The following is a 26,217-nucleotide window of genomic DNA, read 5'->3' as shown; positions in this document are numbered from 1 at the left end:
GCGCCGCTTCTGCGCAACGCGTTGCCAAACAAGCAGCCCGGGTTGAAGTCTTCAGGGTGAATGCAAGATAGAAAACGGCCCCGGCGAAGACTAAGTTGAAGCACTGTGGTCGTGCCATTGGGGAATAGCTCAGACGTGGAGATACTTACCAAATGGCTTGCTGCTAGTTATTTTCATTTCCAGCCTAACCAGCGATGCCCGGATCGGAGCTCTTCGCAGCCCAGAGGGTCGCCAATTTCGGCGGCGTTCGGCGGCAGCGATGAGGTCGACGCTTCCTGTTTTCCTCGCCTCCCTCCATTGTTGCAGTAAGTATCCTCCTTAGGGGTCAGACTCAATTGATCCAATAGGCGACGATGGCGGCGAGGTACACGGAAGCCAGGAAGTTTCGTTTGCCGTAGCGGGTTACAACGCGCCGAGAATCCTTGAGCCGGCAGAAGCAGCGCTCGATAACATTTGCGGCCCTCTGTAGGCGCGTTTGCTGAAGCTGTGGAGAGTCACCCTGTTGGCTTTGTTTAGAATGACGGGCTTCGCGCTACGATTGATAATGTCGGCGCGAAAGCCGTCGCCATCGTCGCCTTTGTCTCCAATGAGGGCAGACATAGGAAGCACGAGTTTCAAAAGGACCGGACCTGCGGCTACAACGGCCTCGTTACCTGGAGTGAGATGAAATGCGCAAGGTCTGCAATCAGCGTCGGTCAGCGCGTGGATTTTCGTCGTCCACCCACCTCGCGAACGGCCGATCGCCTATCCATTCTCCCCCTTTCCGCCGCTAGCGGAGCGATGCGCTTAATCGACGTGGAGTCGGTGGACAAAGTCACGCTGGCGTTCCCGCAGCGCGCCGTTTCGAAGATCAGCTGCCAATGGCGCGCTTGGCTCAGCGATTGAACCGATTGTAGATCGTCGTGGAAGGATCATAGCCGGGCGGGCAACCGCGCCAGCGTGCGCCGCACTGAAGCATGTGAACGATACCGCTGTGATGCGTCGATCGTTTTCGCGCGAAGGGCCGGTCTGGTTCGTTGGCAGATGCGGCTCAATCTGAGCCCACTGCTTGTCGTCAAGCCAGAACAGTCCTTTGCGCAATGAAGTTCCTGCGCCGAATCAATCGGGCGACGGAATCAGACTCCGCTGATCAAGTACGAACCATGGGCCTCTTAGCGGTACAATTGAGACACGTGATGAATTGCCAGCCCGGACATGGGCTGGCAATTCATGCCGCCAGAGTACGCTAGCTGGTCGTTCCATATCGCCAATAAGGATGACTTCGTCTGGAACGCACCGTGGATCATTAATGTGGTGCCGCATTTCTGAATTCTTCTCGTCGTGCCCTTGTCCCGTGAATCGGAACCCCTTCTTGCAGAAGAATTCTGATGCTCTCTCATCTTGAGAAATAAGGGATAGACTGGAAAGGCCCGCTGAATCCATAATTCGGTCGGCAATGTCCAGCATAGCAGTCGCGATTCCTTTGTACCTGGATCGCCCGTGACTCTCTATGGTGAGAATTCGCAACGTGTCGCCACTTGGCGCTACGCTCATACTTCCCACCTTATTGCGTTCGTTCGCATCCGAAAACAAAAAAACACACTGGACGCTGCCGCTATTGGTGATTGCTCTGTACAGCCTCACTTGCTCACCCCTCCTCTTGTCAATAGCGGACGAGGCTGGTGCCTGGGCCGCTAAAGCGGTCGTAAAATTGGTCGTATTCGCGCGAGCGGCGCCGGCCAGCGCATCGCGCTGCTGGTCCAGACTCTGCTCGTCGGAGGGGGCGGTGTAGCAGTTGATCCTCATTACAGTGGATTGCTCATTGTCGAAGCTGTCGGCAAGCTGACGTCGTGTAAGGTTTGCAATCAGGGGCGCTTAGCGCGTGGATTTTCGTCGTCCGCCCACCGCGCGAATGGGCGACGGCATGTCTATGCTCCGCTTTCCGCCGCTAACGGACCGATGCGCTTCGATCGAGGCGGAGCCGATGGACAAACTCACGCTGTCGTTCCCGCAGCGGGCGAGAGCTTCAAGAACAGCTGCCCATGGGGGCGCTTGGCCCAGCGATTGATCCGGTTGTAGATCGTCGTGTGGGCGGGCAATCCGCCGCGCTGACGCACATGAACACTACCGCTGATGATGCGTCGATCGTCTTCGCGCGACGGGCCGGTCTGGTTCCTTGGCAGATACGGTTCTATCTGAGCCCGCTTCTTGTCGTCTAGACCGAACGGTCCTTCTGCGCATCGAAGTCCCACGCCGAATCAACTCGGGCAGCAGAACCCGCTGATCAAGTACAGACCCGGTCGCGTTCAGTTTTGCTCGAGCTGCCTTACGCCGAGGCCGAATATGCAGAGCATCTATCTAAAGCGCGACCGGACGAGCACCTCGCATCCCATTCAGGCGGGCTTGCCTAATAAATCGAAAGGGTGGTCAGAGTGGGCGCTTTAAAACGATAATATACACCATCCGCCGCACCCAAGGAAGCGGCCCAGAGGACGCACACGCGCCAGGCCATCGTTCATTCCCTGCAGATTCTTCTCGACCGCACCACGTAGCGTCATCGGCGAAATCTGTGCCCAAGACAAAGATCGTCGGTCGCATTCGCTCGACGCCGGCTTCTTTTGACGGAGCGTCCTCGAGTGCGCCGTCGAGCGGCGCCCCGCTCACCCTTCGATCTCGTTCTCCATGACACGATAATCTCGCCTCGGCGCGAACAGAGGCATGCTTGCGATTTGCGTCAGCAACCGTTTCAGCGCTTGCTTATCTCGATATCCTTCAGCAGAGCGAGAGCAGGTCGTTCACGGTCATCTCTCAGTACTTGTCTACCGAAAAGACGACGATCTGATGCAGCAGACCTTGATGATTTGCCAAGCCATGGTTTGACCGCGTAGCCCCGCCTCGATTGTGATTCTCCGCGCTCGCAATCTGACGCTACGTAAGATTCGGTCGCTTCATCCCAATCTAGATAGCGACCGCGAAAGATACCCTATGGCAATCGCAACGATCACCACAGGCAGACCTTGGTTCGGCGGGACGCATTCCAGCCGTTTACAAACCTCACGTAGATCACCAGCACCAGTGATTAACCCCCATTCTCGGCGTGCATCGTCGTTGCGATCCAAGGACGTCACTCGCTTGATGTTGAAAATGTTCATCAAGCTCTCGCATCGAAGGTTGATTGCCCCTTCTTTCTGCCATGTTCGCACCCAAAGCAGAGACGCGCCGGTTGCGCAGTTTGCGCGCGGCAATAGCGAGTGTCTCAGGAGATTTCCATGGTGAAGCCAGTTGTAATTGTGGTAGGTGCGGACAAGGGAGGAGTCGGCAAAACGACCGTATCACGAACGCTACTCGACTACTTCAGCGTCAACAACGTGCAAACACGCGCATTCGACACCGAGTCGCCGCGCGGAACGCTGAAGCGCTTCTATCCCGAGATCACCGAGATCGTTGACATGACGACGACGGCGGACCAGATGAAGATCTTCGATACCCTGAACTCAGGGCTCTCCGTCACTGTCATTGATGCTCGCGCAGGCTTACTGTCCTCTGCGCTGGCTTCCTTGCGCGACATCGGATTTCTGGACTCGGCGCGGTCCGGCCAGATAACATTCGCCGTGTTCCATATCCTGGGATCATCGATCGCCTCGCTGGACGAGATCGCGGAAACAGCGACCTTCATGAGCGGCGCGAAGTACTACCTAGTTAAGAACTTCATCAACGACACTCAATTCTTCCAGTGGGATCAAGCGACATATAATTCCTATTTTCACCGCATCAAACATGCGACTGAGTTGGTCATACCGAAGCTTAATGAGATGGCCTATGAGCAGGTGGAAGTCGCATCCGTCCCATTCATAGACTTCGTCGCAAACAAGGGGCGGAACGATGAACCTGCGAACAACTCCTTCGTGCTGCGCGGCTATGTCCGGCACTGGCTGGCAAATGTCTGGAGCGAATTTGATCGCATCAACTTGACGGAATTGGCCGGCACCAAGTCGGCCACCCGGGCAGGCGAGAAGTAATCGCATATTCGGCGAGCTCAGGTCGGCCCACGAACGAAACGAATTGATCTGCTGGCTATGTTAGCGACCCCAATCTACATTATCTGCTCTCCTAGCCCGCAGGTCGGTAAAACCCTCATCGCTCGGGCCATGAGCGAGTTCTTGCTGCTGAAAAATGGCACAGCGCTGTCGTTTGATGTCAACTTGAAAGAGCCATCGTTGCTCGACTACCTCCCCAACATCACGGAAACCGCGGATGTGATCGACACTTACGGCAAGATGCAGCTGATGGACCCTCTTATTATCCACGATCGGGTACCCAAGGTGATTGATCTCGGCTTTCACGCCTTCGACGAATTCTTCAAGATGTGCGAGGAGATTGGCTTCATGAAGGAGACGGCGCGCTGCTATGTCGCCCCTATCATCCTCTACGTCGCGGGCGCAGACCGCATCTCCTTTCGCGGTTATGAAATGCTGCGCCGGCGAATTCCGCCGGCGTCGCTGATCACCGTCCACAATGAATTCGTGCTGCGCGGCGGATTACCTGGAGCGATGGATGGCGAGCGGGTGATTCGGATTCCCGCACTTCCGCTGTTCCTCAAGAGATATATAGACCGGCTTGGCTTTTCCTTCACGGGTTATCTGCGCAACGAGAAGGACTGGTCCACCGAGCTGCATCAATGGATCCGACGGAATTACAGCATGTTCCGCGATCTAGACTCGAGTGTGATGCTGCGAGGGTCCTATCGATCGCGGGGGACAGATATTGATAGCCTACGTTGTACAAGGGCCACTTGAGATTTCGGTTTGTTCGCCATCTATTCGCCCGACCTATGAGTGGTCGTTGACCATGACTTCAATGGCGTTCGCAACGCGAACGCATGACTTGCGGTATACGGCATGTTGCTTAGATCGCTCATCTTTACAGTGATCGTCCGCACAGACCGCGCGACCGGCAATTGACGGCAGCTCATTCGCTGGATGTCGCACGCAGACGCGCCCGTCCTCGAAAGGATCGATGACTGTCTTGACATTGTGAGCCGCTAGGCAGATCGACGGGCCCTTCAGTCGGAGGGCGCTCAAAGCTCAAGGCCGAGTTTCCCGAGCACCTGGTGCATGACCGCGCTTTTGATCTCGCGGGCGATCTCGTTGCGTATCTGGGCGCCGAGCACCCGCTCGGCATCGGCATCGCCTGTCAGACCATGCTCGGCCAGTCGCCCATCCAAGCGGGCTTGAAACTGTACGCCCATCGCGTCGACGAGCCGCTCCTGCAGTTCAGCATGGTCTTCGGGTGCGATGCGCCTCACCACGGTTGCCCATGGTTGCCAGCGCGCTGCCAAATAGTCCGGAAATTCAGCGGCTTCCTGGGTCCGCACCGATGCCTCGGCCCTGGCCACATCATCCTCGGTCACGTGAGAGACGTTCATGAAGCGCATGTCGGGAGCGATATGCCGCAGCTCCAGCGCGTCCCGCAGCTGGGTCTGGTAGGCAAGGTGGACCTCGATCTCATCGACTTCCGCGTCGGGGGCGGCACGACGAAGCGAATTGACCCTCTCGCGCGCGATTCCGTCCAGAGCTTCCAAGCGAAACATGACGCGGCCGTGCTGGAGCAGTTCGCCCAGTCGCCCGTCATAGACGCCGTCCTCGACATCAGCGTTCAGGCGTGCAGTCTGCATGCCGTTCCAGGCCAAAGTAATGCGATCTTCGCAGCTCGCGTTCGCTCCCGAAGCCAACTCGAAATAGTGCTCGCGCAAACGCGGCCTGACGGCTGCCTGCCGCAAATCTTCGGCAACCGACTGGCGGAACGCCTCGCCCCCGGAGCCTGTCGAGGGAGCGTGCATAGTCCGCGGCTCCCGCTTCATGGGCAAAGTGCTGCCAAGTGGCCATTGCCGTGGGCTCGCCCTCGAGCCAGTCCGCGGCCACCTCTTGCAGGGACCGCGGCTTAACTTCCACCGCTCCATCCGCGGTTGAGAAGAAAACCTGAGGGCCGGCATAGTCTCCGGCATGCATCGCCGTTGCCAAGCCGGCCTGCACCCAATCGGCGAGCGGATTATTCTCCAGATTAACGCTCGAGTCACGGCTTAGCTGCGTCAGCAGGGTCTCGGGCATGTTGGTCAGCTGGTTGTTGCTGGCGCCGAGCCATATCAGCTGGGGCGGGACCGTCTCAGGCAGGCTGGTCAGCCGGTTGTGGCTGGCGCTGAGCCATTCGAGCTCGGCGGGGAGAGGTTCGGGCAGGTCCGTCAGCTGATTGTACTCGACGTTCAGACGCTGGAGCCCGGCTGGAAGCCCGGGCAGGCGGGTCAGGCGGTTACCGCTGGCGTCCAACTCCTGAAGCGTTGCTGGAAGGCGTTCGGGCAGGCTGGCCAGCTGATTGTTGTCGACATTCAGGCGACGCACCCCGGCCAGAATGGGCGCAGACAAGGCGGTCAGGGACAGAGGCGACAGATCTAGCGGCTCATTGAGATCGCCCGTGCACCGCCAAGCCCTCGTTCGACTTACCGCCTGTTACCGATCCTCATTTTGCCCCTGCCCGTCTTCGGCAGCCCAATCCGTCAACACCTCCTCCTGCTAGGCAGCGGCCTCGGCAGCGGACACCTGCACGTCCGTCAGGCCTCTCCCCACTGCGATGCGGCCGGAGAGCCCAGTTCGGAGCTTTCCGAATCGGAAGTTGCGGAAGGAGTACCAGCGCCGAGCTGTTCTGCATTCATCGATGTCGTCTTATCGGGTAGCAAAAATGAAGCGAACTCGCCGGGGCGGCGCATCGTAGAACCGGTAATCCCCAACCATGGATGACGCTCCACCGGCTAACTGCAATGAGGTGCGATCACAGAGCGAGGCCGTCACGCACGACTGGACGAATATGCTGCTGCGAGTGCCACCGAGGAACTGCAGACGGTGCAGCGAACCCAGGCGAAGTCTCGCTCGTGGATCGGTTGATATTGGAGTCCACCCTGGTCTCGCCTGCCAGATCTGCGCCCATTGAGCAGAGCATGCAAGCGAGTAGCGACGTTCATGATACGAGAGCTAGCTGTCGATAAGCTGACGGACCGCGGAGCGACAAAATGGCGGATGGTCCCCATCAATTTCTCAAGCTTAGGCTCAGCGCCCCGCAGGCGAATGACTTCGAGCTGGGCCGACTGATGCCGGGTGCCGGCACGCCGGCAGCGGTGCGCTTGCGCCGGCAACTTTGCTGTCGCTTGCGGCGAGGCGGCCCCACTTCTCCCCGTTTCAAACGCTTATGTAATAGCTGAGCTTTAAAAGCTTCCAGCCCATCGCGCCTAACGCCGCTCGCCCTTAGCTACGAGACGCGCGCGCACTCGAATGTTAACAACACGGGCTCGCTAAATTCTCCGATGACAAGTTCCTCGCGTTTTTGACATCGGCCACGTGAACCGGCCATCCCCCTCGGCTTACCGTCGCAGACCTCGACAGGCAAGCGCCCATGAGACGCTCTTGACCCGTGCACGTTCGACTGAATGACCGGACAGCTGTATCTGCACTGGTGCGACAGAGTTTATATGTCGAGCTCAGTGTAATCGAGCGGCGCCGCGATCAATGAACTTGAGCATCGACTGAGACTTTTTGATCTCGCATGAAACTCGTTTCAGTATACGTATTGCTATCTCCTCGGTCGCAATCAGCCCCACTCTCTCGCAGGCTACCCCAAAATGATGCATCACCTGCTCCTCGGAGGGCGCGATACGATTCTGCAACACGCTGGTCGTCAATGACGAGAGCATGTGCTCGACGACGTCATTCTCCGCCTGGCTCAAGACCTAGTCCTTCTGATTTTTTGTTCAGTTCCTTTGGCGACCACATCGCATAGAGTGTCGCTGCGACGGACAGTCGTCTTCAACATCGCAGCTTCATGCCCGTTGAACTCTGCTATCGAGAGATGGTCGTTTACCTCACCTGCTCGGACCGCTTATCCTCAGCACACGCGCACGGCTTCAGATTGCGTGAGTTGCACGATTCTGATAGCTCCACAGCGGCATTCCGCTCTTTTGGAGTGTGCCGACCGAATGATGGTACAAATATGGAAGGGGCCCTAATTCCGACCTTCCCAATCAGAACGCCGTCAAGATGCGACACTCGAGAAGCTATTCTCTGGCAAACGTCCTGGCCGGCCTGGCCTCCGGTCTTTCGGCTCAACGCATTGCATGTCGTGGCGTAGCCCCACGATCTTCCGGCGCGGATGCTTTCCTCGAAACTCGGCAGAAATCTAGATTGAAACTCAACCGCCGCACCTTTCTGGAACATCGAAAGGACGACGGTGCGCAGTTGCTTGTCGCGCGTGACCACCACTGTTGAGCATTTAACGATGTCGCCGGCGTAATCGATTTCGCCTAGCGCCCTCGTGAGGCTGGTTTGAAAGGACATAAGGCCTTCCGAGCTTTCACCGCAGCGCTCTGCGCGGCCATCAGTGCTGCGGGTCATCGCCTCTGGCCGGAGTGACCGGCTATTCCGTTGGAGTATCTGCTTGCGAGCGCGGGCTGCTTACCCAGCGCGCTTTCGCTGTTGCGTTAAAAAAGCGCCTACGGCTGTGGTCAACCATATTCTGCTGCCTGCATCATTCCATCATTGCGATCTGACGACTCCAACTGATCAGTGTACTGGCAATGGCTGGCCCGGCGCCCCGTGTGACGACGGAAATGGCTTTCCTGGCCATCGCCCGCAAAACGAGAAAACTAGCAATCAGCAGGCCGTCCTCTCGGTCTCCATTTGCGTTGCGCCGTCAACGCCTGCCAAGCGGGCCCTGACCATTTACCCATCAGCAAGCGTACAACCTGTCGCAACGTGAGATTCAAGCTAATAAATCGGTCTTCTGAGGCGTGCACAGCGGATGTCGATAGCAATGATTGTCTGTGGAATGCTCATTTGGCTCGACACTGCGTCTAGCCGACATTTTACCTTGGATAACCAAGATCCAATCCCGGCGCGTTTCTTTGATTGGCTGGCGCGCGCCGTGGATCGCACCAGCCTGGCTCGCCTTCCTCAAAATCGCACCCCCGTGGCTTTCCCTTTATGTTGATGAGATCCACCTCGGCCCCTCGATGATTTATCGGGTAAGCGACTGCGAATGGCCGTAGCAGCGCGGGACCGACCACCATCAGAGCTCGTAATGAAGCCGCCATCGCCTTACGCCGCTTGGGCCGCTAGAGGTCGACATCGCTATGTTCGGGGTCGCGAGCTGCTGGCCTAAGTCAGCTCGCGCCCAGCGCCTGAACAGGCAACAAAGCCGTCAAACGCTTGCATATGCCGCTGCCATCGACCATGGGGACATGCGTTGTGTGTTACCAGCTCCTGCTTAAGCCGTCTGCGTGGCGGGCATGGACTTAACTGCTCTCTGGTGTTGGCGCACCAATCAATGAGCGCTGGAATTGTGCAAGGCGCACGACCGCGGCGCCGTGAAAACGCGAGGATCTGCCGCGATTTCTCGTCACACGCGCGGTGTAGGGTGATATTGATTGATAGAGTTGCATACATCCAACTGCTCGCCGCCTCCCGCGAAGAACCGGCGGGAGGTCGCAAGTTCTCGGATCAACTATTCGGCAGGAATGCGGAGCCAAGGAATGGCCCTCGGTGACGATAGACATGCTTGATACCCCAGGGACGAAGTGAACTAGATCTGTGATGACTTCAATTGATGATACATTAAGTGAGATCAGATGGCTGCGGAACGAAATCTGGCGCTGCCGTCGATTCCTTAACAGGGACCTACCTGACGCGGAGCGCAAGGCCGTTGAGAGGCGTCTGCTTGAACAGCTTTCTGCCTTTGAACGGCTCTTGTCGACGTCGTTTCCCTTGACCTTGAGCCCTAAAGTGTATTCGGCCAAGAGCACCACGATCGGGCGAAGCGACTCCCGTGAAGCGCCCATCGAGAACGCCGCAATGGCATCAAGCGATTCCTTCGGGAAGTCGATGGGCGGCTAAGAGGCTTCCTAGCTGTATCTGTACCTTGAGCCCGCCAGTCAAGACCAGGCTAATTCCCAGCTGAGAAATCTGAGGAAGACCGCTATTGAAGAAACATCCAACGCCAGGATTCCGGCGATCTTTTGCCAGTTGTAGCCGATTTAGCCACCTGCCGGAAAATACTTGGTTGCCGGGCACAACGCCATACGTTGATGAGCAGCATGGATTTCTGCAAATGTCCGGCAGCAACCACCAAAGTTTACGCAGATTCCCCTTCCGACCAGTTAGGCCGACGGCAATCACGACGGCCTCAAAGTCAGCGAATGGCAGCAGCTCAGAATAAAGCGCAACTGCTGCAGTACGAAATCGAAGTTCGGAGCGCATTACAACCTCGTAACACGTATGGGCGCACATCGATCGCTGATCGAGGCGAATCGATTCACAGAGCTCAGTGCCCCTGATAGATGAACTGCGGCTCGGCAAGCTGATGCTTCAGCCCGATCGACTTTCGGCCACCAAGCGGGCCAAACTCCGGCTCCCGTCAGTCTGGAAGACCTCACTGTCGCTCGATTTCTGCGACTGCCGCTCGGACGCCTCACTCTCGATGGAGGACGACCGGAAGCCTGTTGAGACGCCGTCTTGGTCGGTCGTTTCTCTCCGCCGCGATTGGCATCCTGCGGCGGCATTCTCCGCGCAAGTTCTTGAAATTGTCCCTAAGACAAAACATGGCCACGTCCACATCGCCACGCCCTGTAAAGCGGTTACAGAAGCGCATCACGTCTGGTCTGCACGAGGTCAAGACTTCCTCGGCCCGCCGATCTCGCGCGCGAGCGTAGCCTGTGCACCACGCCGCTGCGATCGCGATCACGATCGCAATGAGGGCCGCTGCACAGCGATGCGCATTGGGAATCCAGCTCATTCGTCGCTCATGACCCACCAAATCTCTCTTAAGCCGCATATCGGTAACTATTACTCTTTCCTCCGCGGGCGTAATCTGTTTACCGGCGCCTCGGCAGCCATGGTCGCGCTGTTGCGGGGCAGCCGCAATGATTACGGCCTCCCGAATCATCGTCCCGGCTCATTGCGAAGACACGGAGGTCCAACAGAGATCGGCGGTTTAGCATGTGCGGCGATGCTGGCTCCCAATATGGCGTTCTGCCTTCGCAAAGCCTACAACCTGACGCTACGGTCGATTCAAGCACTTTGAGCGTCCGGCATGTGTGAATCGTTCTGAGACGGGCATGCTCTCATTGGGCGCAGTAGGACGAACTCCCGACAACTGCACGCCTGACCGGCTGCCCCCGGGGTAGGAATGTTACCGATGCTGGTGGATGACGCTTAGCCTAGTGAAGCGGTTGAAGCCGCAAAGGGCACGCATCGAGACGATCAGCAACAAACTGCGTCGACGCAGCTCGTTTTGTTCGCGATCCGATTTGCAGAGTCAAGAGAGTTCGGTACGATGGGTTTCCGAGAAGCACCGAGGTTTGGACCGACAGGCCAGGATACCATGCCTGGAATGGTGATTGTCGCAACTGTCACGTACCGTCGATGACAGGCTCAAGCGGCCTGCTGCTATTCACGGTGCGCAATTGCTTGAAACCGGCTCAGCAGCTTCGAGCTTGAGCCCCGCTGGCACACCGGTTGCTACTAACACCGGCAGAACGTCAGCCTGGGTGCAGCCTAGCCGGAACACGGACATCATTCGTCGTTGACTGCTACAGGTCTTCTGGGACCGAGCGCTATGTTCGCGATTCCACGATCTAGGAGAAAAGCGAGACTTCACGTGAGGACATTAGCGGTACGCGAGTTTTCCAGGGTCGGCAGGTTAAGTGTTGTGGCCGCAGCCATTCTGGTTTCGCCAGCAGCAGGTGCCAATGAGGATTTGATGAGCGCCGCCAAGCGGATTTTCAAGCCGATTCCCTCAATTGTTCCAGCGGTGAAGGACAATCTTATCACCCATGAAAAGGTCACACTTGGCAAATCCTTGTTTTTCGATCCGAGGCTATCGGCGAGCGGGGTTATTAGCTGCAATACGTGTCATAACCTTGGGACGGGTGGGGTAGATGCCGGCCCGACGTCGATTGGTCATCGCTGGCAACTGGGGTCACGTCGTGCGCCAACAGTCTATAACGCAGTCTTCAACGTGGCGCAGTTCTGGGATGGTCGCGCGGCGGATCTTAAGGCGCAGGCCGCAGGTCCTGTCCAGGCCAGCGTCGAAATGAATGCGACGCCCGATCGCGTGCTCAGAACATTGAATTCAATGACCGATTATGTCGCTATGTTCAGTAAGGCTTTTCCCAACGATTCGGCGCCAATTACGTTTGAAAATTTCGCCAAGGCCATCGAGGCTTTCGAGGCGACCTTGATTACTCCCGCTGCCCCCTTCGATCAATACCTCGAGGGTGATGAATATGCTCTCACTGATCAGCAGAAGGCCGGGCTGAAGCTATTCATCGCAAAGGGATGCTCCTCTTGCCACAACGGAATCAACGTCGGTGGACAAGAATACTTCCCGTTCGGCATGATTGAAAAGCCCGCCGAAAGGCTGCTTCCGAGAGAGGACAAGGGTCGTTTTGCCGTCACTAAGGATCCCGGCGACGAGTATGTTTTCCGCTCGGCGCCGTTGCGGAACGTCGCATTGCGCCCTCCTTACTTCCATTCTGGTCAGGTTTGGAGTCTTAAGCAAGCGGTTGGAGTGATGAGTGAGGTTCAGCTTGGCGCAAAGCTCAGTGATGAAGAAGCTGACGAGATTGTCGCGTTTCTGAATTCGCTCACCGGGCAGCTGCCAAAGATCGATTACCCGATACTGCCAACGCGGACCATTGCAACCCCAAAGCCCTCCTTAGACAAATAGGCCTTCACGATAGCGACACGCTACGTTGTGATTAGCGAGGAAGATAGCGGCTGCCGCAGCGAAATCAGGCGATATCGCGGTCCAAGCTGGAGCATTCAGCAGGCCGCAGTTGCGAACCTCGAGCCCCAACCCGTTCGTCGCTGACGGCAGGAACCCTTAGGGCCTGTAAAATATCAATCTTGGGCAGCTCAATCCCGGGTCATCTCGCGTTACAACAAAGGCCCGCGCTCTGAGATGCGCCCGCAACCGGTGCTGCCAGGAAGACGTCCTCCTGTAGCTCGCGGGCACAGCGTATCATCTCACATTAGCTTTTTTTCAAGCGCCGGGCAGACGACCTTCTCCTCCGCGCACATCGGAAGGTTCGCTGCATCATTGACGAGCTTTATGGCCGCATGTTCGCCAAAGCACCATCTCCAATGCAAGAGGCGATCGATCATCCTCAGCTTCCATCTCGTAGCTCCTGTATGTGCGGTTGGTGACGCGAGCGTCCAAATCCCTACAATAAGATACGGCGATTTACGCCGGGGGAGATTGATACAAAGCCTATCCTCGCCGCTAGACGCGCAGATACTCATTGAAACGGCACACGGATTGCTGGGTAGGAATCAACCAGTTGCGACGGCGGAGCCGGAGTTCCAATGAGACTTATCCGATTCATTCTGATCGATCTGGCTTTGATGCTGCTCGCACCCGAAAATGCAGGGGCCACGACTATGGCGACCGGCGCAAGCTTCAAATCGGCTACCAACGCTGTGGGACGCTTGATGTGGATTTCCGGTCCCTTGCCAGTACTCAACTCTGGCGTGAGCCGACGTCTTTACCGTCAAACCTCTCAAGCCGCGCCATTTGGACATTCAGCAGAAACCCTCGGCTCGGCCAAGCAGGCTGAGAACGCCTTGTCTCATTGCCAAGCGCACCGGGCAGCGTCCGATTGTCACGATCCTCGCGGCTGGGAGATGCCCAAGAAGCCTCTGGTCTTAACACCGTTCTGCAGTTCGCCGCCGCACCTTATGCCCTCACGCGATTAGAGACGCCGTGCTGGAGCGGCACGGACCGGATTGTCCGAGGCATGGTCATGATATCCATTGCAGTGTTTGTGCTCGTGGCTTGGATGGGAAGAGACAGCACCGGCGCAGGTTCATGAGAGAAGCAAAAACGGGCTATATTGAGATTGCCTTCAACGGTTCTCTCGCAAACATTCCGCTAGATGCGCAATTCAGCGTACCAGCCAAAGGCGTTACAGCGATTTTTGGTCCCCCCGGGTGCGGCAAGACCACACTCGCGCGCTGCATCGCTGGCGTGCAGCGTCTGCCGAACGGATTTTGTGCGGTGGATGGAGAGATTTGGCAGGACGAGACGACATTTCGACCACCCCACCTGCGTCACGTCGCATATGTATTCCAGCTACCAACTCATTTTTCTCATTGGTCTGTACGGCGCACCCTTCTATATAACGCGTCAAAATCGACACCGACACTGATCGATTTTGATGGTGTGGTCGAATTGCTCGCCTTGGCGCCACTGCTCGAGCGTTCGCCATCCCATCTTTCCGCGGCTGAGCGACAGCGACTTGCGCTTGGCAGCGCGCTCTTAGGCCAGCCTAGGCTGCTTTTGCTGGACGATCCACTCATTGTGCTCGACCGCTCCGCCAAATGCGAGATCCTGCCATTTCTCGAGCGCCTGCGGGAAACGCTCCCACTGCCGATGATCTACATCAGCCATGACATCGCTGATGTCGAGCGTTTTGCCGATCATCTTGTCATGATGAAAGATGGCGTAGTGACTGCGGCAGGGCCGCTTAATGTCGTTCAGAGCGATCCGGCGCTTGCCAGGCGCGGCGAAGCGGCAGTCTGTCTTGATACCGTGGTCGGGGGCTATGACGGACGCTATGGGCTGATCATGCTCCGCCTCAAGGGGGCACGCCTTCTGATACCTGGAGTGCCGCTTAGACCGGGCGCGCAGCTGCGGCTCCGCATCGCAGCCGGCGACGTCAGCATTGCGTGTGAGCGCCCGCGTGCGAGCTCTATCCTCAACGTATTTCCGGCACGCATCAAAGCCTCTCTGCCGTTCGACGAGGCTGAGGTTACCTTGGTTCTGACCGTTGAAACTGACCGTTCTGGCGCGCAGCTTTTGGCGCGCATCACGCGCCGATCCTTTGATGCGCTACGGCTCAGCAATGGAGTGGACGTATTCGCCGAGGTCGCGCGCGCCGTTCCGCTCGCGGCTGTCGAGCGGTGCTTGCAACGCCCGCCACGAACCGCATGAGAACGTTCGACAGCTATGCCCGGACACGAGAAACACGTCAACAGGATCCTAGCCGCGCTCGACGATCTGGATGAGATAGATCCGAATAGTGTGGAGGCAATTCTCTACCGTCCGAAAGACGATGTCGACAGGCAACTCGCCGAGTTCGCTCAGGATATCGCCTAGCAAAGCCTACGCATCGGCGGCATCGTGCAGCGACACTCGAGGCGCGCAAATGTCACGCACATCATGCTCGCAATCGACGTTGCGACGGGATAAGAGATCTCGATTTCCCAGCCACTCAACAGCGAAGCTCCTGCAATCTCGACACAAATGTGCTTGCCAAGGCCTCAGCTGTCGTTTCCCAGGCACTTCGCAACAAGATCGATCTCCTCATGATCAACAAATTCGCCAAACAAGCAGCAGCTCGCTGGACCTGCGCGCCGAATTCGTTGACGCGATCACCCGAGGTCGTACCAGTTCTGACAGCCGTTCCGAAGAAATTCCTTGCCGATGGCGAACCTTCAGCGTGGGCGTTGGCACGCTGCTGCCTTGTGATCGTGACTCGTTGGAAAGAAGCGCTTGTGGTTTTTCAGCACTTAGCGCTGATCGACTCTCCAAGCGCGCGAGCATGCTTGTATCAAGGAATCCACTCCCGAGAACGGATGGCATATAGTTTGCTTCAACAGTGAAGTCACGATCTACAAAAAGCAAATTTGTGAGGACAGCATGCTCGGAATTGGAAGTCAGTTGCCACCGTTCGAAATCACAGGCGTGAAGCCCGGTTTTCAAGCGCAGGAAGAAGGAGGACAGAGCGCATTCGAGACGCTGACCGAAGCGAGCTTTGCAGAAAAATGGAAGATCATCTTCTTCTACCCTAAGGATTTTACCTTCGTCTGCCCGACAGAGATCGCCGAGTTTGCCCGGCTTTCTAAGGAATTCGCCGACCGCGATGCGGTTGTACTCGGTGGTTCGACTGACAACGAGTTCTGCAAACTCGCTTGGCGGCGCTCACATGTCGACCTGCACAATCTGCCAATCTGGCAGTTTGCCGACACAAAGGGAACGCTCGTCGATGGTCTTGGCGTGCGTTCACCCGAAGGGGTTGCTTATCGTTACACCTTTATTGTTGACCCCCAAAATACGATCCAGCACGTCTATGCGACCAATCTCAGTGTCGGGCGCAGTCCTAAGGACACGCTCCGCGTTTTGGACGCGCTGCAAACCGACGAGCTCTGTCCCTGCAACCGCGAAATCGGCGGCGAAACCTTGAAGGTTGCTTGAGGCAGCATGTCGTCGATCGAACAACTAAGCGACAGGATTCCCGATTTCGCGAAGGATGTCAGGCTTAACTTGACCTCCTTGGTGGCCGATGAGACGCTTTCGCCACAACGAAAATACGGGCTTCTGCTGGCGAGCGCGATTGCCACCCGCAATGCAGCCCTGATTGCCGCGATCGAATCGGCCGCCGCCACCGTGATGACATCTGTGGGGATCGCCGCAGCAAAAGCTGCAGCCTCCGTGATGGCAATGAACAACGTCTACTACCGCTTCGCCCACCTCGTTTCCAACCCGCAATACAAAACGATGCCGCCACGGCTGCGTATGAACGTGATCGGCAATCCCGGCGTCGAGAAGTCCGATTTCGAGCTGTGGTCGCTTGCGGTCTCGGCCATAAACGGCTGCGGTGCCTGCATCGATGCCCATGAGAAGACACTGAGAGCCGCGGGCGTCAGTTCCGAAGCGATCCAGACCGCGGTGCGCTTTGCCGCGATCATGCAGTCAGTGGCGATCGCAATCGAGGCCGCTGGGCACAACCCCTCTCAGGCGAGGGGCTGATCCTTCTTCTGCCATCCGATCGTCTGCGTCGTGGCGCCACTCGGTGACGCCACAACCAGTCCTTCGCGGCTCCCGAACGAACGAGCATCTGCAAGTCATCTCTTGCGCAGCGTCCGCATGAGGAGCGTCTTGCTCGAATTCCAGGCGCCGTGCAACTGACGCGGAATGCGCCACACATGCGTTGAGATCCTGCCGCCTAACCTCGGTCGCACCACGACCCTTTGTTCCACCATTACCCAAACTTGAACAGCACTCCATATCCGCCGCGCGGATGGCTCCATTCGATGTCGCCGGTGGGCTCGGCGATCACGCGGCAGGTACCGCACTCGATGCAGCCGTCAACTGTTATCTCGACCTGGCCGTCGTCGTTGAGCTCGTAGCACCGCGCGGGGCAGGCTTTCAAAAGTGCAAGTAGCTGCGGTGATGGCGTCGTGTGCGCACGGACCTTGACGTGAGGGTGACCAATGTCGACAAGATAGCGGTTGTAATACAGCTTGTCTTCGACGCGCACTGGGGGTTCGACATTCATGCTTTGACCTTCCATTGTTGGGCCTTCACGCTGTCTCGGTCAGCGCCAGGCCCGTGCAAAACGATAAGCATCGCCGAACAGACCTGTCCATGACCTCGCTTTGGCGAAGGATTTCAGGGTCGCCTTCTCCTTCTCAGCCTTGGGCGTACCATCGACGCGCACAAAGTTTTGCATCGCCTTGGAGATGAGCTGCGGGTAGGTGAGAAAGAAGTTTTGTGAGTGCGTATGCATCAGGGGCGGCAAATCCTTGTACTTCTTTAGATCTTTGATGACGAAGGAATCGTCCAGCATCTTCTTGTAGATCGCCAGATTTGTTGAACTCATCGGCTCGCCGCGCGATTTTACCAGACCTATCGCTTCGGCGGCGATGCGGCCGGAAGTCATCGCGAGATTGGAGCCCTCACGATGAATGGCATTGTTGAGTTGGGCCGCATCGCCCACTACGACCCAGCCTTCGCCATAAAGCTGCGGGATCGACTTGTACCCGCCTTCAGGAATGAGATGCGCCGAATATTCCTTGACTTCGGACCCCGCTATCAGGGGTGCCACAGAGGGATGCCTCTTGAATTGATCGAGCAGGCCGTATGGCGTCTGACCCGTGCGCTGGAAGTCGGCAACGAGACAACCGATGCCGAGCGAAATGCACTCCTTGTTGGCATAGATGAAGCCCATCCCTGTCATGCCGCGGGAAATGGTACCGGCCGCCTCGATCACGACGCCTTCATCGCCCTTCAGATTGAAGCGCGCCTCGATAGTTTCGCGAGGCAAGAAATGCATCTCCTTCACCGCGAGCGCAACATTATCAGGTGTCGGGCGCGCGCGTAGGCCCGCGCGCGTCCCGAGCAGGCCATTGACCCCTTCGGCCAGCACGACGACATCGGCATGTATTTCGCCGTCTCGGCGATCCGTACGAACACCGACGATCCTTTCACGTTCGTTCCGTACGAGTTCGGTGACGGTCGTCTCGCACAGCACGGTCGCGCCAGCCTCGCGCACCTTAGAAGAGAACCATTTGTCAAACTGGGCCCGTATAATCGTGTACCGGTTCGGCCGTTCCTCGTTGAAGTCGTCTGAGCGGTAATGCATGCCGACATGGGAGCGATCATCCATCATCCAGAACCGCTGCTCGATCAGGTGACGCTCGAGCGGCGCCTCCTCTCGAAACTCGGGGACCAGCTTTTCCAGCATGTCGGCATATAGGATGGCGCCCTGCACATTCTTCGATCCAGGATATTCGCCCCGCTCGAGCTGCAGCACTTTCATGCCGCGTTTGGCCATGGTCAATGCCGCCGCGTTGCCGGCCATACCGGCTCCGACCACGATCGCATCGAATCTCTCTTCAATCATCATCATCTCCTCTAGACCGCGATCCGGGCCCGCGAATTCGGCAAAAGCCGGGCGCGAAATGCGGCCGTCAGCGCCGGTAGCAATTGAATGGCGTCACTGACGATCGCGAGATGGGCAAAGTCGAAGATCGGAGCGTTCTTGTCTGTATTGACGGCGACGATCAGATCCGCGCCCTCTACGCCAACCCGGTGCTGGATCGCGCCGGAAATGCCGGCGGCAATATAGAGCTTTGGCCGGATGGTTTTCCCCGTCTGGCCGATTTGCCGGTCAGACGTAACCCACCCTTTTTGTACCAGAGGACGCGAGCAGCCATATTCAGCGCCAAGCAGAGTTGCGAGCTCGCGCACCAACCTAAAGTTATCAGGCGATCCCAGTCCCAGACCGCCCGCAACCACGACATCGGCATAGGCCAGATTGGAGGTTTCTGCATCGCGGTCGGGTAGGAACGACAATACCTTTGTGACAATATCATCTTCGAGAAGGCCGAGCGGATGGACGATGATACGAGCGGCATCGCGTACGACGCGCTCAGGCATCGGCATGACCCGCGGGCGGACCGTTGCCATCTGCGGACGATAATTCAAGGTATAGATCGTGCAGAGCAGCGAGCCGCCAAAGGTCGGACGCGTTGCCGCAAGCGAACCATCGGCGTCGACGTCCAGCGCGGTGCAGTCGGCAGTGAGCCCCGTCGACAGAGTCGTCGCCACGGAACCTGCGAGATCGCGACCGAGCGTCGTCGCCCCCAACAGCAGGATCTCGGGCTTGTATGTGTTGACGAGTTCGCTCAGCGCTTTGGTATAGGATTCGTTGCGGTAATCCGACAAAACATTGTCGCTCACGAGATAGGCCAGATCGGCGCCATAGCAAAAGGCGTCAAGCGCGGCGTTACGTGTGTGCTGCCCCTCCGGACCGATAACGACAGCGGCAAGATTCACCTTTAGCCTGTCGGCAAGCCTGCGCCCCGCACCCATGAGCTCCCACGAAACCGGATGCACCTGGCCGCGCTCCAGCTCGACGAAGACCCAGACGTGCTTGTACGCCTTAAAGTGCTCCGGCAGTTCTTTTTTGGCTGCTGCGCGGCCGGCGGCCGCCGGCATGGCCGTTCTGGTGACATTGCTCATACTCTAAATTCCCCTCAAAGATAGGCACGCCCGCGCCACAGGTTTGCTTTTTAGCTTCGTTAACTGAAGATCACTTCTGGTCAGCAAGGGGCCGGCTGCTCTGCCCCGTCTGCTTGGTCCGACCGGCCGCACAACAAGACGCGTCGTCGCGATAGACGTACCGGTCCGGCCGGATTTGGAGAGGTCTTTCACACTGGACCCTTCGCCATGTCCAACGAGCGCCACCGCGGCGGCCAGGGCGCCGCGGCGATTCTGACCGGTCGCTTCCATGCCTGAGTTGGCGAACCCATTCGCTGCGCAATACCTGCGCCTCACTTTCGGCCCAGCGGCTCCACATTGACGGTGACGACGAGGGTGATACCGGCAACGCACCTGTCACGCAGTCCATGCGCGAGCCTCCAGCACCGAAAACCGGTGTGGGCCGACGTTGGCCCTCTTCCTGACGCATGTTGCTATCCGCCATGAGATGGATACGAATCTGAGCGGAATCGGGGGCCGATTTGATGCGGAGGATGCTGTGCATACCCTCTCCAGGTGTAGCGCGAAGAGGCAACTTATCCATTGACCACCATCTCACCGTCGATACGGAGCTTCGATCGCGTCAAAGACCGTTTCGAACGTACCTGGCGCGATCGTGGGCCACGAGATGATGGCGCAGCGCTCGGCAGGCAGTAAAAGCAGCATCATAGGTCTTCCTTCAATCTCATCTCGGACGACTACCATCTGTCGGCATCGATGATCGGATCGGCAGGACAACAGCAAGTGTCGTACCAGTTGCAAAAACCATTGAAAGTCAGGCGAAAGTATTGGTTTGGCAGACACTTTAAATGACCGCTGATACCCTGGACACGACCAGTCCAGACATGGGTCGGGAATACGACAGGCGCCGCTCGAGTCATGGCTGCAGAGATTTGACCCGGATGAAGACGAAGGCCCCACATCGGGGTGCCACGACGCCCGTCGCGTAAACCTTGCTTGCAGTGGAGCGCGAGATTACTTCAGCTCGCTCAAGGCGACAAAGGCCACGGCCTTCTTGGGGTCTGCGACGGCATCCTTCAAAACCTTGAACACTCGCTGGTCGATCGGTGTCGATGACACGAAATCGGCATAGGCCTGCTCCAGCATCGCCTTGCATCGAGCTCTGATTGCCGGCTCTTCGGCGCCAGTAAATTGCTCTTCGGCAAAATATTGTCCCATGCGCTTTAAGATGTGAAGGCGCGCGACATTTACGATTTTGGGGTCGTAATCGACGCCAAGCAGCGAGAAAAAATCCTCTGCCGACGAGGCCTTGCTGAGCCGATCCAGGATACCGGCTGGCGTGGATGAGCTGATCATCGAAAATTCTCCTTTGGATTAGCTCTGGACGGTCAATGAGATGGGGTGGCGCCTGTTGACTGCTGCCGTCCTGCCTCGCACAGCTGGTGCGCATCGACGCAGCGTGACTCCGGAAAGCGGTGCTCTCAACTGCGCTGCCCAGATCGGCAGGTCCGCCGGTGACGAAGCCAGTCCCGATGAAGATCCGGGATCAATGGCACGATCTAGGTTGACGCTCGTCAGGACGGTCGTCGGACCGGAAATCAGCCGCGCGAGAAGATGCCGATTGGCAGTCCGGGGACGGCTCGTCATTGGGTAGGAGCTCACAGCATGTATGGCGGAACGGGAAGTAAGATCTGGAGATGAGATCGCGCCAGGGGATCTGACGTGCGAAAGCTGGACTCCGCTCGCGCCATCAGCGACATCGGATACTGTCCTTGCGGCGCGTCGGTTTGCGAAGGGTCGACGCAAACGTTGCTGGACACGGCTTTTCACGCGGGGTGGGTTGCCAAGCATCCGCACACGTCGCGCCAGATCGCCGCCACGGTTTCGCGCTCGACCGGCAGCTTGTGCTCGATGGCATATTTGCGGACTTGCGACAGGATCTGCCTGGCTTGATCGTCGCTGGCGACGAGCTGCAGTTCATCGAGTAACGCGGTGATCGCCGCAAGTCCGGAATGCTTGCCGAACACAAAGCGGTTGCAGCGGCCAAGCAAAACGGGATCAAGCGATTGATAGGTGCGTTGATCCTTCAAAAGGCCAGCGACATGAATGCCGGATTCGTGCGTAAATGCATGCTGTCCGACGATCGCCTTGTTCATAGGAATCGCACGTGCGGCCGCGGCTGCTACCACCGTGGCGACGTTCTCGAGCTCCGGGAGTATGATGCCGGTCTCGCGCCCGTAGAGCTGCTTGAGTGCGACCGCGATTTCCTCGAGCGGTGCATTTCCGGCCCGCTCGCCCAGCCCGATGACGGTCACTGAGGCGTGGCTCGCGCCAGCCCTGATGGCGGAGAGCGTGTTCGCGGTTGCGAGTCCTAGATCATCGTGACCGTGAAATTCGAGCTCGAGATCGGTAGTCGCACGCAAATTTCCGACCAGCGCGTAGGTTGCGTCGGGATCGAGCACACTGAGCGTATCTGCAATACGAAAGCGACGCGCGCCCGCGGCTTTTGCAGTCGCCATCAGCCTGATGAGAAAATCAATGTCGGCGCGGGAGGAGTCCTCACCACCGACGGCGACCTCAAGTCCGCGCTCACAGGCATAGCCTACCACTCGCTTCACCCGTTCTAGCGCCAGGTCGCGATGACCACCTAGCTTGGCCGCGATCTGGACATCGGAGGTCGGGATCGACATATTGATCATGGACACCTTTGCTTCGATCGCCGCGTCGACATCAGATTCCCGCATCCGGCACCAGCCTATGGTGGTCAGCGGAAGATCTGCTTCGACAATGGCGCGGATGGCGGCGATCTCCTCGTTGCCCATCGCCGGCGTTCCCGCCTCGATCTCCGTGACTCCGGCCCGCGCCAGCGCCTGCGCGATCGCCAGCTTTTCCTCTGTGGTGAACGCAACGCCAGGTGCCTGCTCGCCGTCGCGCAATGTCGTGTCGTTGAGCACGGTGGGCTTGGCGCGCACTTGGTCGGACCAAGACGATTTGGCGGCGGTGCTGGCGGCAATCACGCGAGAGCTCCTCATTGTTTGACCTACCTACGCTTCAGCAACCAGCATGCCAGCCTGCCGCCCGGCCAACCCATTGACGAATCTACCGCTTCCGTCCTCGACCTCCTTGAGCAAATGAATTGTCGCAAATGCGACAGGTCATGAAGCGGACGCCTTGCCTGTTGCTACGCCGAGTTCGAACGTTAGCAATTGTGGCTCGCCAGGATGTGAGAATTGTCGCGGAGCATTTGGGGGCCGCCGCGGCCTTGAACACATGGTCACTCGCTCGCATGGAAACGGCGTCAGCCGCGCCCTCAACGTCCCGCGCGGCTTACCAAATCCGGCGAGGCTTTCTCGGATGACTGGGCGATAGCGGACCTTTGTGGCGGTTCAGATGGCCAGTCGCCGGCAACCACCGGCCGAGCCGCCTGCAACAGAAAATCGCGCCGGCGCTCGGCCATCCGGCTCTCACCGCTTTCTTCGCCGAAGCAGAGGTTGAAGTCGTCACATTGGTTGCACACAGGTGTTGTGCACATCACGAGGCCTTCATTCTCACAAAGCATGCGGTAGAAGAAGCGCTTCCAGCGCATATTGTTGAAATTGCGCGCGGCGAGCGGCGCGAAATGGCGGCTCAGCAGCCGAGAGAGTTCGCCGCGATTGCGCAAGCCGAGAGCTTCCCACAGATGGCCCGGCTCAATGGCGCGGCGCGCGATCATCGCAGCCAGCCAGTGGCCGATATCCCCTTCCGTTGATCGTTGCTTGAGCAAGAGATCGCGCAGCATTGCGATCTCGTCGTGCTCTTCGCACTTGAAAGCCGAGAGCTGCTTCGCGAGCTTGACCTCAAGCGTGGGAAAGTACTGCTCCAGCAAGGCCACCAGTTCAAGGCCGGAGAGGCCAGCCTTCTCGGGAAGGGAGCCACCATCCATTGTGGCAGCCGCCAAGATAGACGCCAGGACATGGCGATCGAGATGGCTGTCAATAGTAGTATCGGCATCTGCAGGAGGCACACCGGTGAGCATGCGGTAGGTTGCAATTCCCCTGTGCATCTGGCTGTTGATATCAACGTCACAAGCAGCCAGCGACGGAAGGAAGTGCGCTTCGGACATAATTTTGCGGGTCTCCACAATGGTCAGGTTTGCGTGCAGTATCCTGGTTTTGATCAGGGTCGCTCGTCAGAATGCCGGCCTCCCGGGATGGGCGGTGAGGGAGACCGGCATCCGTCGCGCGCCTTTACAAGGCCGCGACTCGCGACCTTTACGAGGCCGCGAGTTCGGCGGCGGTCTTGCCGATGATGGATTCGTCCACGGGCTTCATAATGCCATGCTCCATCAGCATATCCTCGAGCTCGTCCATGGAGATCGGGGTCGGGATGATGCCTTTGCCGCCATTGTTGTGAACCTTGGTCGCAAGATTACGATAGTGATCGGCCTGCTTGGAATCGGGTGCATATTCGAGCACCGTCATGCGGCGCAACTCGGCATGCTGCACCACGTTGTCGCGTGGCACGAAGTAGATCAGCTGAGTGCCTAGCTTCTTGGCCAACGCTTCCGCCAGTTCCAGCTCCTTGTCGGTCTGCCGCTCGTTGCAGATCAGACCGCCCAGCCGAACGCCGCCAGAGTTCGCGTATTTCAGGATGCCCTTGGAAATGTTGTTCGCGGCATACATGGCCATCATCTCACCGGACATCACGATATAGATTTCCTGCGCCTTGTTCTCGCGGATTGGCATCGCAAAGCCACCGCAGACGACGTCGCCGAGCACGTCGTATGAGACATAGTCAATGTTCTCGTAGGCGCCGTTCTCCTCCAGGAAATTGATCGAGGTGATGACGCCGCGGCCGGCGCAGCCGACACCCGGCTCAGGACCACCGGACTCCACGCAGCGAATGTCCTTGTAGCCCACCTTCATTACGTCCTCGAGCTCGAGGTCTTCAACGCTGCCGGCGCTCGCTGCAAGGCTCAAAATCGTGTCTTGCGCCTTGGCGTGCAGAATCAAGCGGGTCGAGTCCGCTTTCGGGTCGCACCCTACAATCAGAATTTTCTGACCCATCTCGGCCAGCGCCGCCAGCGTGTTCTGCGAAGTGGTCGACTTGCCGATGCCGCCCTTCCCGTAGAACGCGATTTGTCTCAGTGAAGACATGTTGCTCTCCATCAACCGATTTGCCAAAAGTTGCGCTTCTTGCGCGCGAGCTTGTTTCTTTCTCAGAAACGGGGGCACACGGGTTCAAGGGAAGGAGCGCATCGCTCGTCTTACGCGTCGGCGTGCGCTCAGCCCTCACTCAGTGTTGCTACCGCTTATTAGCAACCGCCGTGCCAACGCTTGACCGCGCTCCTTAAGCTTCTGATTACGTTTCTGAAAACCGACTAGCCGATGAGTAAGACCCTGCCTGTTTTGGATCTAACAGGATCTGCGCGGGTGTCAGAAAACCAACAACGGGCACAACCATCAACGCGAAAAGCCAAATTTGGCGGGACCTGTTCCGATGCCTTCAGGTGTGGAACGGAACGTGCTCCGATTTGGCGACAGTGAATATGCCGGTCGGTCCCGAAACCTGGTGCACCAGCGGCGAGGATGCATACATGATACGGCGCTTGGTGCGTTGACTTTGAAGATGATCGGCAAGAAATTGAACAGGCTCCCGAAGCGTCCGCGCCGTGCCAATCGTTCAGCTCAGCGCGCCTACATAGGTATGTCGTGGCGACAATCATCTTCTATCAGAAGCCCGGCTGCGCCACTAACGCGCGTCAGATTCAATCGCTGCAGTCCGACGGCCACGACGTGATCGCCCAAGACATCTTGAAGGAGCCATGGGATGCGGAGGAATTACGCGGCTTCTTCGGCAATATGCCCGTCGCCTCCTGGTTCAACCGAGCTGCGGCGCGTATCAAGTCAGGCGAAGTCAATCCCGATAATATCGACGCGGCAAGCGCACTCGCTTTGATGGTGAGCGATCCGCTCCTGATACGACGACCGCTGATCGACGTCGACGGGGCACGATGTGCCGGATTCGATCATGAGCCCGTGCTGTCGCTGCTTGGCGGCAACGCGCAAGATGATCTCGATGGATGCTTGCACGAAGCAAGCCGCACGCGTTGTCCGCAGACGTGAGGAAGAAGGACCGTCCCCCAGTCCATCGAAAAAGCCAAAGATGACGTTTCCCACTTCCGGCTTCCTTCAACGGGCAATACGGACCTCCGGTGAGATGGCCCGCGCGAGTGGCTGCTCAGTGTGTGAGGGACATCGCCTACGCTCGAATGCCGCGCTTCTCGCCCTTGCGAGAGGCCGCGACAGTTGCCGCCTTTATCGTGCATGACATCCGCGGCCTCGATTTCGATCAGAGCATCAGGCCGAGAGGCGGTTTCTTGAAGAGACACGGCTCTCTTGAATTGAAGAACGATCAGAACAGATCTCCAGGATT

The 26,217-nt window shown here is 58.0% G+C and carries 19 protein-coding genes and 2 pseudogenes; 9 read left to right on the top strand and 12 right to left on the bottom strand.

Going from position 1 to position 26,217, the window contains the following annotated elements; all coding sequences use genetic code 11:
• Positions 1 to 331: 331 nt before the first annotated feature.
• Both XH85_RS46260 and XH85_RS46255 read right to left on the bottom strand, forming a co-directional pair.
• A pseudogene (locus tag XH85_RS46260) lies at positions 332 to 1,080 on the bottom strand (IS5 family transposase).
• Between the two features lie 754 nt (positions 1,081 to 1,834).
• Positions 1,835 to 2,231: pseudogene (locus tag XH85_RS46255) on the bottom strand (transposase family protein); the annotation flags it as partial.
• A 1,017-nt stretch (positions 2,232 to 3,248) separates the two neighbouring features.
• On the opposite strand from XH85_RS46255, the gene XH85_RS10425 reads away from it, so the two are divergent.
• Both XH85_RS10425 and XH85_RS10420 read left to right on the top strand, forming a co-directional pair.
• On the top strand, positions 3,249 to 3,998 hold the full coding sequence (locus XH85_RS10425) for a P-loop NTPase family protein (RefSeq protein WP_128931814.1): 750 nt from the start codon (positions 3,249 to 3,251) through the stop codon (positions 3,996 to 3,998).
• A 57-nt stretch (positions 3,999 to 4,055) separates the two neighbouring features.
• A complete protein-coding gene (locus XH85_RS10420; RefSeq protein WP_128931813.1) occupies positions 4,056 to 4,775 on the top strand; it encodes a hypothetical protein in 720 nt (239 codons plus the stop codon).
• 281 nt (positions 4,776 to 5,056) lie between these two features.
• On the opposite strand, the gene XH85_RS46250 is transcribed toward XH85_RS10420, so the two are convergent.
• Both XH85_RS46250 and XH85_RS10410 read right to left on the bottom strand, forming a co-directional pair.
• Entirely contained in the window at positions 5,057 to 5,818 is a 762-nt protein-coding gene (locus XH85_RS46250; RefSeq protein ID WP_245473944.1) for an NEL domain-containing protein, read from the bottom strand.
• 1,686 nt (positions 5,819 to 7,504) lie between these two features.
• Positions 7,505 to 7,750 (bottom strand): hypothetical protein, encoded by a 246-nt coding sequence (locus XH85_RS10410; protein WP_245473942.1) that lies wholly within the window; start codon positions 7,748 to 7,750, stop codon positions 7,505 to 7,507.
• Positions 7,751 to 10,341: 2,591 nt separating this feature from the next.
• Between XH85_RS10410 and XH85_RS44885 the strand changes: the two genes are divergently transcribed.
• Positions 10,342 to 11,097 carry a hypothetical protein gene (locus XH85_RS44885; protein ID WP_164934974.1) on the top strand — a complete coding sequence of 252 codons (756 nt, stop codon included), beginning with the start codon at positions 10,342 to 10,344 and terminating at the stop codon, positions 11,095 to 11,097.
• Positions 11,098 to 11,631: 534 nt separating this feature from the next.
• On the top strand, positions 11,632 to 12,744 hold the full coding sequence (locus tag XH85_RS10395; RefSeq protein WP_420809157.1) for a cytochrome-c peroxidase: 1,113 nt from the start codon (positions 11,632 to 11,634) through the stop codon (positions 12,742 to 12,744).
• Between the two features lie 299 nt (positions 12,745 to 13,043).
• Here XH85_RS10395 and XH85_RS44880 read toward each other — a convergent pair whose 3' ends face one another.
• The gene (locus XH85_RS44880; RefSeq protein ID WP_164934973.1) at positions 13,044 to 13,181 is read right to left on the bottom strand and encodes a hypothetical protein; all 138 of its coding nucleotides are present in this window, start codon (positions 13,179 to 13,181) and stop codon (positions 13,044 to 13,046) included.
• 703 nt (positions 13,182 to 13,884) lie between these two features.
• Here XH85_RS44880 and modC point away from each other — a divergent pair.
• From modC to ahpD, 4 genes are all read left to right on the top strand, one after another.
• Complete coding sequence (gene modC, locus XH85_RS10390) at positions 13,885 to 15,009, top strand: molybdenum ABC transporter ATP-binding protein (protein WP_128931810.1); 1,125 nt, start codon at positions 13,885 to 13,887, stop codon at positions 15,007 to 15,009.
• Between the two features lie 254 nt (positions 15,010 to 15,263).
• A complete protein-coding gene (locus tag XH85_RS10385; protein ID WP_128931809.1) occupies positions 15,264 to 15,680 on the top strand; it encodes a DUF2478 domain-containing protein in 417 nt (138 codons plus the stop codon).
• A gap of 37 nt (positions 15,681 to 15,717) precedes the next feature.
• Positions 15,718 to 16,272, top strand: coding sequence for a peroxiredoxin (locus tag XH85_RS10380; RefSeq protein ID WP_128931808.1), 555 nt, complete (start codon positions 15,718 to 15,720; stop codon positions 16,270 to 16,272).
• A 6-nt stretch (positions 16,273 to 16,278) separates the two neighbouring features.
• Positions 16,279 to 16,827 carry an alkylhydroperoxidase, AhpD family gene (ahpD, locus tag XH85_RS10375; protein ID WP_128931807.1) on the top strand — a complete coding sequence of 183 codons (549 nt, stop codon included), beginning with the start codon at positions 16,279 to 16,281 and terminating at the stop codon, positions 16,825 to 16,827.
• 232 nt (positions 16,828 to 17,059) lie between these two features.
• Here the strand turns inward: ahpD and XH85_RS10370 are convergent, their stop codons facing one another.
• The 7 genes from XH85_RS10370 to nifH all read right to left on the bottom strand — a co-directional run bounded on the left by XH85_RS10370 (position 17,060) and on the right by nifH (position 24,938).
• A complete protein-coding gene (locus tag XH85_RS10370) occupies positions 17,060 to 17,356 on the bottom strand; it encodes a ferredoxin family protein (protein ID WP_027571403.1) in 297 nt (98 codons plus the stop codon).
• A 39-nt stretch (positions 17,357 to 17,395) separates the two neighbouring features.
• On the bottom strand, positions 17,396 to 18,703 hold the full coding sequence (locus tag XH85_RS10365; protein ID WP_128937197.1) for an FAD-dependent oxidoreductase: 1,308 nt from the start codon (positions 18,701 to 18,703) through the stop codon (positions 17,396 to 17,398).
• Between the two features lie 11 nt (positions 18,704 to 18,714).
• Positions 18,715 to 19,824 carry an electron transfer flavoprotein subunit alpha/FixB family protein gene (locus XH85_RS10360; RefSeq protein WP_128931806.1) on the bottom strand — a complete coding sequence of 370 codons (1,110 nt, stop codon included), beginning with the start codon at positions 19,822 to 19,824 and terminating at the stop codon, positions 18,715 to 18,717.
• A gap of 993 nt (positions 19,825 to 20,817) precedes the next feature.
• Positions 20,818 to 21,159 (bottom strand): nitrogenase stabilizing/protective protein NifW, encoded by a 342-nt coding sequence (gene nifW / locus XH85_RS10350; RefSeq protein WP_128931805.1) that lies wholly within the window; start codon positions 21,157 to 21,159, stop codon positions 20,818 to 20,820.
• Between the two features lie 470 nt (positions 21,160 to 21,629).
• Positions 21,630 to 22,820 (bottom strand): homocitrate synthase, encoded by a 1,191-nt coding sequence (nifV, locus tag XH85_RS10345; protein ID WP_420809156.1) that lies wholly within the window; start codon positions 22,818 to 22,820, stop codon positions 21,630 to 21,632.
• A gap of 293 nt (positions 22,821 to 23,113) precedes the next feature.
• Positions 23,114 to 23,905 carry a nitrogen fixation protein NifQ gene (locus tag XH85_RS10340; RefSeq protein WP_206732796.1) on the bottom strand — a complete coding sequence of 264 codons (792 nt, stop codon included), beginning with the start codon at positions 23,903 to 23,905 and terminating at the stop codon, positions 23,114 to 23,116.
• Positions 23,906 to 24,053: 148 nt separating this feature from the next.
• Positions 24,054 to 24,938, bottom strand: a complete 885-nt coding sequence (nifH, locus tag XH85_RS10335) for a nitrogenase iron protein (protein WP_027571409.1) — start codon at positions 24,936 to 24,938, stop codon at positions 24,054 to 24,056.
• 555 nt (positions 24,939 to 25,493) lie between these two features.
• On the opposite strand from nifH, the gene XH85_RS10330 reads away from it, so the two are divergent.
• Positions 25,494 to 25,907 (top strand): ArsC/Spx/MgsR family protein, encoded by a 414-nt coding sequence (locus XH85_RS10330; protein ID WP_128931804.1) that lies wholly within the window; start codon positions 25,494 to 25,496, stop codon positions 25,905 to 25,907.
• The last annotated feature ends 310 nt before the right edge of the window (positions 25,908 to 26,217 follow it).

This window comes from Bradyrhizobium zhanjiangense, from assembly GCF_004114935.1.
GTDB lineage: Bacteria > Pseudomonadota > Alphaproteobacteria > Rhizobiales > Xanthobacteraceae > Bradyrhizobium > Bradyrhizobium zhanjiangense.
The sequence above is the reverse complement of the archived record's forward strand: the minus strand, read 5'-3'. Positions and strand labels throughout refer to the sequence as shown.